We start from the raw sequence: 10,547 nt of genomic DNA on the forward strand, positions 1-10,547 counted from the left end.
GATCACCTGGGCAGGTCGGGTAGGTCCGCCAGCGCCCGCCACCACGCCTCGCGGATCCCGCTCGCGCCCCAGGCGTTCGGTTCGACCGTGCCGCAGTACCAGAGTTCCCGTTCGGACGGTCGGGGATCGGACCGGCTCGGGTCACCCACCGTCACCCCATGCCCGAGAAACCGATCGTGTACGTCGGCAAGAGCCGCGCCGTGCCGCTCGGCGAGTCCGGCCAGCGTGGTGTTGAGCAGGTGCAGCATCGCCGGTCCGTCCGGCCACGGCGGTAGGCCGGAGCCGGGGACCACCCCGGTGCCGTCGCTCGGGTCGTACACGGTGCTGAGCACGATCCGGCAGTTGCCGCCGGCGGCCGCGCGTAGCCGGGTCAGCACACCCTCGCCCTGTGCCCCGACCCGGGCGACGGCCGCCCGGGCGGCGTCGGTGTCGCCGTACGCGGCCAGCAGGTCGTTGCCGCCCATGCTGATGGTGACCAGGGTCGGCGGCCGGTCGACGGCCGGTAGCTGTCGGTCGAGGACGTCGATGGTGGTGGCCCCGTCCCGGGCGAGCAGCCGCGCCTCGAAACCGATCCCCGCGAGGTCCCGGCCCTGCCAGCCGGGAAAGTCCGTGTCCCGGTTGCGGAACAGCAGGCTCGCCGCGCCCCGCCCGGGGCCACCGGCGTAGTCGTCGATGGACATCGAGTCGCCGAGCGCGACGTAGTAGCCGGACACGACGATGATGATCTGTTCTGCCGACGTCGGGCCGCCAGCCATTTGTCGGGTCGGTCGTGCTCCGCCGGTACCGGTCGGTGTGGGAGGTTCGGACATTGACCGACCCTCCTACGATGGGTGGATGCCGCCGACCCGGGCCCGTGTGATCGCCGCCGGGCTCGGCCTGGTCGCCTTCCTGGCACACCTGATGGTGACCTTCCAGGTGCACCGGTTCGGCGGATCCGGCGCCGGCCTCCTGTTCCGCCTCGTGGTTGTTCCGGCGACGGCGGCCGTACCGCTGCTGGTCTTCGCCCGACTGGTCGCCCGGCCTGCCGCCCGGCCGGCGACGTTTCGGGTGGAGCGGGCGCCGGACCGCTTTGTCGTCTCCGCCTTCGCGCAGCTCCCCGGCATGCAGGCGATCATGTTCATGTGGCTCGCCGCCACCTTCGTCCAGACCGAGTCCACTCCGGACGGTGAGCGGGTACGGCTTGCCGGCGACACCGGGGCGGTCATCTCCGTCGTCGCGGTTGTCCTGCTGTTCGCCGTCTCCGTGGCCCTGCTCCTGTGGTGGCGGGTGTCGGTCGTACTGGACCCGGACGGGATCACCATCAGTCGGTTCCGCCGGCCGGTCACCGTCCGGTGGGACGACCTGTCGCCCGGCGGGCCACCCGCCCCGGCCCGGGTGGCACCCCGTGACGTACCGCTCTTCTACCGGGACTGGCGGCCGGACCTCGGCCCGCCCCGTGCCGAGCAGCTGCCCGTCGGCCTGCTCGACGTCGCCCCGGCCTTCCTCACCACCGCGATCCGGCAGTACGTCGAGCAGCCCGGACTCCGTACCAAAATCGGCACCCCCGGCGAACTCGACCGACTGCGGGCTGCTGCCGGCGAATCTCGCGGCTGAGCGGAGGCGGGGACCGCGGCTGAGCGGAGACGGGTGACTCCGGCCCGATCGGCGGTCCTTACCGCGACATACTTATGGCTATCATTCCGCAATGAAGAACGAGGCGGCCCTGCCGCCCTATCACATCGCCTCGGTCGACCACGCGCTACGGCTCCTGCTGCTGCTGAAGACCAGGCCGAGCATCCGGGTCGCGGAGGCGGCCGAGGAGCTGGGCGTGGCCCGGTCGACGGCGCACCGGCTGCTCGCCATGCTCGTCTTCCGGGGCTTCGCCGCCCAGAACCCGACGACCCGGGCGTACCACCCGGGACCGGTGCTGATCGAGGTCGGGATGGGTGCCCTCAGCCGGCTCGACGTCCGGCGTAAGGCACGGCCGTACCTGGAGCTGCTGGCGGCGACCACCGGCGAGACGGCGAGTCTGCAGATCCTGGAGGGGAACAAGGTCCGGTTCCTCGACTCGGTCGAGTCCGTCAACACGGTGCGGGTCGCGTCCCGGGCCGGGGTGACGCTGCCGGCGCACGCCTGCGCCGGCGGCAAGGTGCTGCTGGCCGGGCTCTCCCCGGAAACGGTGTCCCGGCTCTATCCGACGGAACGGCTCGCACCGCTCACCGGGGCGACCACCACCGATCGGGCCACCCTGTTCGAGGAGCTGGCCGAGGCCCGTGCGCGGGGATACTCGGTCAACCGGGGCGAGAGCGCGCCGGATCTGGTCGCGGTCGGCGTACCGCTGCCGGACCGCGCCGGTACGCCGGCCGCCGCGCTGGTCGTGGCCGGTCCGACCACCCGGATGAGCCCGGAGGAGGTGAACCGGGCGGTGCAGGCCCTGCAGGAGGCGGCGAAGGAACTCGCCGACACGCTCTACCGCTGACCGTCCGCCTCCGCCCGTAGCCGTAGGGCGAGCACGGCCACCCGGGTCCGGGCCACGATGATCGTCGCCCGCTGGAGCAGGCCGGTGGCGGAATGGTCACTCTCCCGGGCGGCGCCGACGGTCTCACCGGCGGCGGGGTGAGGTGGCCCGACGGCCGAGGCGGTCGAGGCGCGGAAAAGCCGTTCCGGACGGGCGCGGAAGGCGGTACAGTCGTCAGGACCTGAGCGCGGTCCACTGCGGACCGTGCCGCCATGACCAGTGAGGGGAGCCGGCCGTGCACTACCGCACCGCTGTGGTCATTCCTCCGTCACGGCACGAGGTGATTCTGGCGTCTTCGTCGGCGTCCGGAGCCAGCCCGCGCGGCTGACCCCGGCTTTCGCGACGAAGCTCGCCGATCCGCCTCTCCGGCCGCCGTCGTCCATGACGGTGCCCGGTCCGCGGAACCACGTCGGCTACGCCCCGCTCCACGGACGCACCGGTCCACCGGATCCGCGATCCCGTACCACCTGGTCCCGTGATCACACAGATTCCGCACCATGCTGGTCCGCACCATGCTGGTCCGCACCGTGCTGATCCCGCATCCGGCTGGTCCTGTGGTCGTGCCGACCCCGTGGTCACCTGGTCGCGCCGATCCCGGGCCCTCGTCGGGCGGTGACTCCGCCGACGGTCGACCGGGGCCGCCGCCCGGCTCAGCTTCGTCGTCAATCGCGCCGTCCGTTTCCGCGACCACGACCAGGAAAGGCCATCGGCCGTGCGTACCCAGTTGGACCGAAACGTCGTCGACCACCTGACCCGTACCCGCAACCTCGGCATTCTCGCCCACGTCGACGCCGGCAAGACCACCACCACCGAACGGATCCTGTACGTCACCGGCGCCACCTACAAGCGGGGCGAGGTGCACGACGGCACGACCGTGACCGACTTCGACCCGCAGGAGCGCAAGCGTGGTATCACCATCTTCGCCGCCGCCGTCAGCTGCACCTGGGCGGACCACCGGATCAACCTGATCGACACCCCGGGACACGTCGACTTCGCCGACGAGGTCGAACGGGCGCTGCGGGTGCTCGACGGGGCGGTCGCCGTCTTCGACGGGGTCGCCGGGGTGGAGCCGCAGAGCGAGTCGGTGTGGCGGCAGGCCGACCGGTACGGCGTACCGCGGATCGCCTTCGTCAACAAACTGGACCGGGCGGGCGCCGACTTCGACGCCGCGATCCGGTCGATCCGGGACCGGCTCGGGGTGGTCCCGCTGGTGGTGCAGCTGCCGATCGGCCGGGAGGACGGCTTCACCGGCGTCGTCGACCTGGTCCGGATGCGGTCGCTGGTCTGGGCCGACGGGCCGGGGAGCTACCAGGAGGCGGAGGTGCCCGAGGAGCTGCGGGCCGAGGCAGTACGGCGGCGTCGGGCACTGGAGGAGACGGTCGCCGAACTGCATCCGGGCGCGTTGGAGGAGTTCTGCGACCGGGCCGAGGTCAGCACCCCGACCCTGGTCGAGGCGCTGCGCGAGCTGACCCGTACCGGTTCCGGCGTGGTCGTGCTCGGTGGTTCGGCGTACCGCGACCGGGGCATCGAGCCGCTGCTCGACGCGGTTGTCGGGTACCTGCCGTCGCCGCTGGACGTGCCGGCGGTACGGGGTACCTGGCAGGGCGCCGAACTCGACCGGGAGACCGATCCGGCGGCGCCGTTCGCCGGACTGGTGTTCAAGGTCAACTCGACCGCCACCGGGCGGTTGACGTACCTGCGGGTGTATTCGGGGACGATTCGGAAGGGGGAGACGGTGCGGGACGCCGGCACGGGACGTACCGAACGGATCGCCCGGATCCTGCACGTGCAGGCCGACCGGCACACCGAGCTGGACCGGGCGGTGGCCGGGGACATCGTCGCGGTCGTCGGGCCGAAGGCGGCCCGGACCGGGGCCACGCTCTGCGCCCCGGACGCGCCGCTGGTGCTCGAACCACCGACCGCCGCCGAGCCGGTGATGTCGGTGGCGGTCGAGGTACGCCGCAACTCCGACACCGAACGGCTGGCCTCGGCGCTGGCCCGGCTGGTCGAGGAAGACCCGTCACTGGTCGCCCGGACCGACCGGGAGACCGGGCAGACCGTGCTCTCCGGCCTCGGTGAGCTGCACCTGGAGGTGGCGGTGGAGAAACTCCGCCGGGACCACGGGCTGGAGGTCACCGTCGGTAGGCCGCAGGTGGCCTACCGGGAGACCGTGGTACGCGGCGTCTCCGGGCTGCTGTACCGGCACGTCAAGCAGGACGGCGGCGCCGGCCAGTACGCGCACGTCGTACTCGACGTGGCGCCGCTGGCGGGTGACGCCGCCGGCGCCGGCGGCCCGGCACACGATGGCGGTTCGGGCCACGACGACGGTCCGGGGTTTGACGGCGCGGCCGGGGCGGGCTTCGGGTTCGAGTCGACCGTCGTCGGCGGCCGGGTGCCGAAGGAGTACGTGCGGGCGGTGGAGGCCGGCTGCCGGGACGCGCTGACCGAGGGGCCGCTCGGCGGCCATCCGGTGATCGGGCTGCGGGTCACCCTGACCGACGGGGCCACCCACGCCAAGGACTCCTCGGAGCTGGCGTTCCGGACGGCGGGCCGCCTCGCACTGCGGGAAGCGCTCCGGGCCAGCACGATGGCGCTGCTGGAACCGGTGGTCGAGGTCACGGTCACGGTGCCGGAGGACGCCGTCGGCGGCGTACTCGGCGACCTCTCCGCGCGGCGCGGTCGGGTGGTCGGTTCGACCACCCGGGCCGGCACCGTGGTGGTGACCGCGAGTGTGCCGCTGGCCGAACTCTTCGGCTACGCGACCCAGCTGCGGAGCCGTACCCAGGGTCGGGGGACCTTCACCACCCGACCCACCGGGTACGCGCCGGTCCCGGCGACGCTCGCCGCCGGGCTCACCGCCCGGTAGCGCGTTCCTGGGCTGACCCCGCCCGCTCCGGGTGGGCGGGGTCAGCCGGCAGCGCCATGGCGAGGCGTACCCGTACCCCGTCGAGGCCGCTGTCGACCTCCATCGAGTCGGCGAGCTGCCGGGCCAGCCAGAGTCCCATGCCGCCGTTGGCGGAGGGCTGGGGGCGGGCGTGCGGGATCGGCAGCGCGGCGGGGAGACCCGACCCCCGGTCGGTCACCTCGCACACCAGTTGCCGGTCGCGCCACAACCGCAGCTCGCCCCGGCCGCCACCGTGTCGTACGGCGTTGGTCATCGCCTCGTTGATCGCGGTGACGAAGTCGTCGAGCCGGTCGCCCTCCAGCAGCCCGTGGGCCTGGAGGCACCGGGTCACCTGCTGCCGGGCAGCGGTGATCTGGTCGGCGACGAAGTGGATCTGGAGCAGCACGGAACCGGGCTGGGTGTCCGTCCGTTGATCTTCCAACGGACCGTCCGACATGGTGCCTCCAAGGGTCCCCGGGGCGAGGTATCCCGGACGGTACCCAGCGTGGGCCACGCCAACCAAAATCGAGCCGTCCGATGCCCCCACGGGTGACCCGCCGAGGCGGGCAGAATGGCAGATATCGGGATAAATAGTCGGTTTCCTGGACGCCGGATCGCGGGTGCCACGCCGGAATGTGGTGACAGTCACACCGTACCGATGGCGTTGAGCAGTGCGTACCCGACCTGAGGACCACTCACGTCACCGTGGGACCGGATGAACGCGTCCGCCCGGAGGTTGTAGACCCGACCGGCCCGGAACGTGTACTCCCCGCCGACCTCCCGGAGTTCGCCGGCGGGCTGGACGACCTCCGGCGTCTTCAACGCGCCGTTGCGGCCGAGTCCACCGTACGGGTCGGTCGCGTCGCCCACCCCCGCCCCGGCCTGCCGAGCGAGTCGGGACGCGACCGCGTACGCCAGACCGACCGCCCGGTCGTTGACCGTGTGCGTGATCAGGAGTGGGCCGGTCAGCCGACCGCTGGTCAGCAGCGGACGGAACAGCCCGTGGTGGCCCCGGCCGTCGAAGTCGACCGCGAAACCGTGGTGGCTGAACGCCGCCTGCAGCAGGGTGACGGAGTGCACCGCCAGGTGCTTCGCCCCCGCCGTGGCGAGCGCTCGGGCCCCGAAGGAGTGCCCGACCAGGTGCAGCCGGGCTCCGGGCGCGGCACCGGCCAGCCCGGCAAGCAGGGTGGCGACGCCGCCGGAGCCGACCTTCCCGGCCCGGTCCTTCATCGTGTAGTACGACGTCACGTTGAGCAGGTCGCGGGCCCGTCCCACCGCCCCGTCCAGATCGAGCCAGGCCGCACCACCAGGGGCGGTGACGGTTGTCCCGGCGGGATCGACGGTTGTTCCGGAAGGATCGGCGATGGTCGGACCGGCCGGATCGGCGAGCGTCGGACCGCCAGGATCGGAGACGGCGGCGCCACCGGGACGCTCCGACAGACCGGGGTCGAGGTCCGGCCCGCCCGCCTCGGCGAAGACCCGGTCCGGATCGCCGTGCCGCAGCGCCGCCGGCGGCGGATCCTCGTCCACGCTCAGCACCCCCGGGCCGGGCTCGGCGGGCGGGGGCGGCAACTGCTCGCGGAGCGCGTCGAGGAACTCCCGCCGGGCCTCCGACGAGTCGGCCAGCCTCGGCACGAGGCGGAGAAGTCGCGCCGCCCGGGTCGGGTCCTCGATCCGTGTCCCGATCTCCTCGGCCAGCGCGGCGGCCTCGTCGCCGAACCCGGCACCGCCGCCGGCGACCGGATCGTCGTCGGCCCAGCGGATCGACGGCCAGAGCACACCGATCACCGCCAGCGACCGGGAGGCCGCGGCGGGCACCGCCGGCCACGCCGCCGCCAGATGGTCGGTGAGCTGCGCGTAGAGCCGCCGCGCCTGCGGAATGTCGTTGTTCCAGCCGTGGCAGAGCACCAGCAGGTCCGTGGTGCCCGGCCTGGCGGCCAGCTCCAGAGCGGCCCGCCGTTGGCCGTCGTCGTGGATCGTCCCGGTGGACTCCATCTCCACCTCGACGTACGGGAACCGCATCGGTATCCCCCCGTTTCCGCGCTCAGACGGACTGGAGGGCGCGCATCGCGTCCACCAGCCCGTGTCCCTGGAAGGCCCGGTCCCGGCCGAGGCTGGTCGCCGAGTCCAGCAGCGCCCGCTTGACCCGGTGCGGGCGCCCGATGAACTCCTGGTGCACCGACATGAACGCGGCGGCGACCCCGGACACGTGTGGCGCGGCCATCGACGTACCCGAGTTCTCCACGTACGTCGCCCCGGGAACTGTGGCGAGGGCCCGCTCCAGCAGTTGGCCGGCGCCGGCGCTGACCACCCGTTCGCCCGGTGCCACCAGGTCGGGCTTGGCCCGACCGTCCCCGGTGGGTCCCTTCGAGGAGAAGTACGAGACACCCGAGGCGTGCGGCCGACACGAGGTGGCCCCCACGGTGATGGCCAGTTCGGCGTTGCCCGGGTCGTTGATCGTCAGGTCGAAGGCGGTACGCATCCGCCGACCCCCGGCGTCGATGACGTAGCCGTAACCGGTGTTGCCGGCGGCCGCCACGACCACCACCCCGGACTGCACCAACCGGTCCACCTCGCGGCAGATCGGGCTGAGTCCGGTGGCGAACCACGTCGGGTCGAACGGATAGCCGACCGACAGGTTCACCCCGTGGACCAGCAACTCCCGACCGTTGTCGTTGAGTTCCTGGATGTACTCCAGGGCGGCCAGCACCGCGGCCATGTCCCCGGACCCGTCGTCCCGGAGGACCTTGCAGGAGAGCAGTCGACAACGCGGCGCCATCCCGCTGATCTCGCGCAGCGGGAGCCGTTCGGAGCGGGTGGCGTCGGCGTCCGGTTGATACCAGGTGGCGGCGATCAGCGGCGGTTCCGAGTCGGCCACCGCCTGCCCGCCGGCCAGGATTCCGGCCACGTGGGTGCCGTGGCCGGCCCGGTCGGCGAGCGCGTCGGCGTCACTGCCGCCGACGAAGCTCCGGTGGGCCAGCGGCGCGGCCAGGTCCAGGTTGCCGTACCGGGCGAAGTGCGCGTGGTCGGCGTCGATGCCGGAGTCGAGCACGGCCCAGACGATGTCCTGGCCGTACGCGTTGAAGGCCCGGTGCGCCGCCTGGCACTTGGTGGTCACCACCGAGCGGTGGATGAGCGGCTGGATCTCGAAGTTCGGCCAGATGCGGTGAATGGCGCCGCGGGGTGCCGGCCCGGCACCGGCCTCCGGCGCGGGTCCGCCCCCGGCAGTCGTCCCCCCGGCGGTCGCTTCCGGCCGGCCGGGCGCGGTGTCGGCGGCGACCAGGTCCCGGATCTGCGCGGCGGTGAGCGCGCTCCCGACGTACGAGCCGATCGGCCGGGCCGGGGTTTCGGGGCCGGCGACCCGGGCGATGAGTTCGCGGACCTGTTCCTGTGCCGCCCGCACCCCGCCCGGGTGCCGGGTACGCAGCTCGATCACCACGCCGATCGGCTCGTCGTCGCCCGCCGAACGCATCCGTTCCTGGAGCGGTCGGGCGAGCACCGAGTCGGTGACCAGGCCGGGGGAGGTGGGTACCGGCGAGAGCGGATCGGGGCGGTCGCCGCCGCCGTACGCGTCCGCCCGGCCCGAGCCGAACTCGGTGGGCAGGGCCGGCCCGGTCCGTTCCGGCTCGCCGCCGTGTCCGGGCCCGGCGTTCTCTTGGACCAAGGCGACCCCTCACCGTCGGTCGGGCGTTTCGCGTTCGACCACCGGGGGCGGAGGGGTGTGCCCCCGGCGGTACGCGGCGTGCATGCCACGGTACGGCAGGTGAGCGGGACGTTGCACAGATTTGTCGGGCATCCGGTACCTCGGTAGTCCGGGTCGGCCCCGCCGGGATCGTCCGCCCGGGGCAGGTAATTCGTGAAAGTGAATTCCAGGGGTGGCCGTCGATGCTACCGAAATGTTTCAATATGACTCTGTGGTTCTTGGGGAACCGTACGTTCAGACGTATCCGCAGGACGGGGAATTGCGGTGACGAATCCACTGGACCTGGCCGTGGCGTGCATTGACCGAGCTACCCCAGACGAGGTGACAACCAGCGGTGACCGGGCATTTCTCGATCCGGACGCCGTGGCGCTGTACAAGTACGCCGTACAACATCCCTATTGGACAGAGGCGCAGGCGAGCGTCGACCTCGGGCTCGGCCGGGCCCGGCTCACCGCGGCGGCAGTCACCCTGTGCGCGCGTCGGCTGCTCCGCCCGTCGGTGGACCCGGACCGGGCCTGGGACGCGGTGGGACCGGAGCACGCCTGCAACGACCTCCTCGCGGAGAAGGAGACCAGACTCCTACGGGAGCAGGCGGTGCTCGTCAGGGTCCGCGAGGAACTGCTCAGCCTGCGGACGACCTACGTAGAGGCCCTGCGGGCCCGGATGCCGAGCGGTGCCATCGAGGTGCTCCCGGCCACCGGCACCGTATCCAGGCTGCTCAGCGAGTACGCGCGCCAGGCGGTCGAGGAGGTGTCGGTCGTCGCACCCGTCGACAAGCTCGACGCCTTCGAGTGGTTGTACGACACCGCGGCCGCACCGCCGAGGGGCGAGCGTGAGCTGCGGGTCCGGCTGCTCTCCCAACATCCCGACCGGGGCCGGCGGCACATCCTCCGGAGGCTCGCCAGCTCGGTCGGGGCGGACCGGCAGGTACGCACGATGGACACCGTGCCGTCGTGGCTGGTGCTGTTCGACCGCGGCAACGTGGTCCTGCCGGTCTCCGCTGAGCAGCCGAACACCAGGATCGCCGTCGTCGGGCATCCGGCGGTCGTGAGCAGCGTCCGCACCATGTTCGAGATGCTCTGGAACCTGGCCAGTCCACTCTCCACCGCACCGCCCGAACGGGGCAGCGAACTGCGGGACGAGATGCGGCAGGGCATCCTCTCGCACCTCGCCGCCGGGCTGAAGGACGAGGTCATCGCCCGCCGGATGGGACTGTCCGTCCGGACCTGCCGACGGTACATCGCGGAGATCATGGAACGGCTCGGCGCGGCGAGTCGCTTCCAGGCGGGTGTGCTCGCCGAACGCCACGGGTTCAACGGCCCGGACCGCCCAACCGACGAGCGCGACCCGTCGGTGGGCCGCAACGGCCGGCGAGCGGTCGGCAACAACGCGGCGGCGGTCACCGCGACCGAGTGACCGGCTGCCCGTGCCGGGGCGTCGGGTGGGCACCACCGGCCCCCCGG

8 protein-coding genes are annotated in these 10,547 nt (G+C 72.6%); 4 read left to right on the plus strand and 4 right to left on the minus strand.

What is annotated here, in order from left to right; all coding sequences use genetic code 11:
* Positions 1 to 2 precede the first annotated feature (2 nt).
* Positions 3 to 713, minus strand: coding sequence for an SGNH/GDSL hydrolase family protein (locus ABGB05_RS35120; RefSeq protein ID WP_347658301.1), 711 nt, complete (start codon positions 711 to 713; stop codon positions 3 to 5).
* Between the two features lie 121 nt (positions 714 to 834).
* On the opposite strand from ABGB05_RS35120, the gene ABGB05_RS35125 reads away from it, so the two are divergent.
* The 3 genes from ABGB05_RS35125 to ABGB05_RS35135 all read left to right on the plus strand — a co-directional run bounded on the left by ABGB05_RS35125 (position 835) and on the right by ABGB05_RS35135 (position 5,363).
* The gene (locus ABGB05_RS35125) at positions 835 to 1,593 is read left to right on the plus strand and encodes a hypothetical protein (RefSeq protein WP_347658302.1); all 759 of its coding nucleotides are present in this window, start codon (positions 835 to 837) and stop codon (positions 1,591 to 1,593) included.
* 91 nt (positions 1,594 to 1,684) lie between these two features.
* On the plus strand, positions 1,685 to 2,458 hold the full coding sequence (locus tag ABGB05_RS35130) for an IclR family transcriptional regulator (protein ID WP_347658303.1): 774 nt from the start codon (positions 1,685 to 1,687) through the stop codon (positions 2,456 to 2,458).
* 751 nt (positions 2,459 to 3,209) lie between these two features.
* Positions 3,210 to 5,363, plus strand: coding sequence for an elongation factor G (locus tag ABGB05_RS35135; protein ID WP_347658304.1), 2,154 nt, complete (start codon positions 3,210 to 3,212; stop codon positions 5,361 to 5,363).
* Here the strand turns inward: ABGB05_RS35135 and ABGB05_RS35140 are convergent.
* The 3 genes from ABGB05_RS35140 to ABGB05_RS35150 form a co-directional block, all read right to left on the minus strand.
* Entirely contained in the window at positions 5,350 to 5,838 is a 489-nt protein-coding gene (locus ABGB05_RS35140; protein WP_347658305.1) for an ATP-binding protein, read from the minus strand. The genes ABGB05_RS35135 and ABGB05_RS35140 overlap by 14 nt on opposite strands.
* Positions 5,839 to 6,026: 188 nt before the next feature.
* Positions 6,027 to 7,403 carry a hypothetical protein gene (locus tag ABGB05_RS35145; protein ID WP_347658306.1) on the minus strand — a complete coding sequence of 459 codons (1,377 nt, stop codon included), beginning with the start codon at positions 7,401 to 7,403 and terminating at the stop codon, positions 6,027 to 6,029.
* Positions 7,404 to 7,425: 22 nt separating this feature from the next.
* Positions 7,426 to 9,045: a S8 family peptidase gene (locus ABGB05_RS35150; RefSeq protein WP_347658307.1), complete on the minus strand. Its 1,620-nt coding sequence runs from the start codon at positions 9,043 to 9,045 to the stop codon at positions 7,426 to 7,428.
* A 360-nt stretch (positions 9,046 to 9,405) separates the two neighbouring features.
* Here ABGB05_RS35150 and ABGB05_RS35155 point away from each other — a divergent pair, with 360 nt between their 5' ends.
* Positions 9,406 to 10,500 carry a helix-turn-helix transcriptional regulator gene (locus ABGB05_RS35155; protein WP_347658308.1) on the plus strand — a complete coding sequence of 365 codons (1,095 nt, stop codon included), beginning with the start codon at positions 9,406 to 9,408 and terminating at the stop codon, positions 10,498 to 10,500.
* The last annotated feature ends 47 nt before the right edge of the window (positions 10,501 to 10,547 follow it).

Origin of the sequence: Plantactinospora sp. B5E13 (genome assembly GCF_039871775.1) — a bacterium.
Classification (GTDB): domain Bacteria; phylum Actinomycetota; class Actinomycetes; order Mycobacteriales; family Micromonosporaceae; genus Plantactinospora.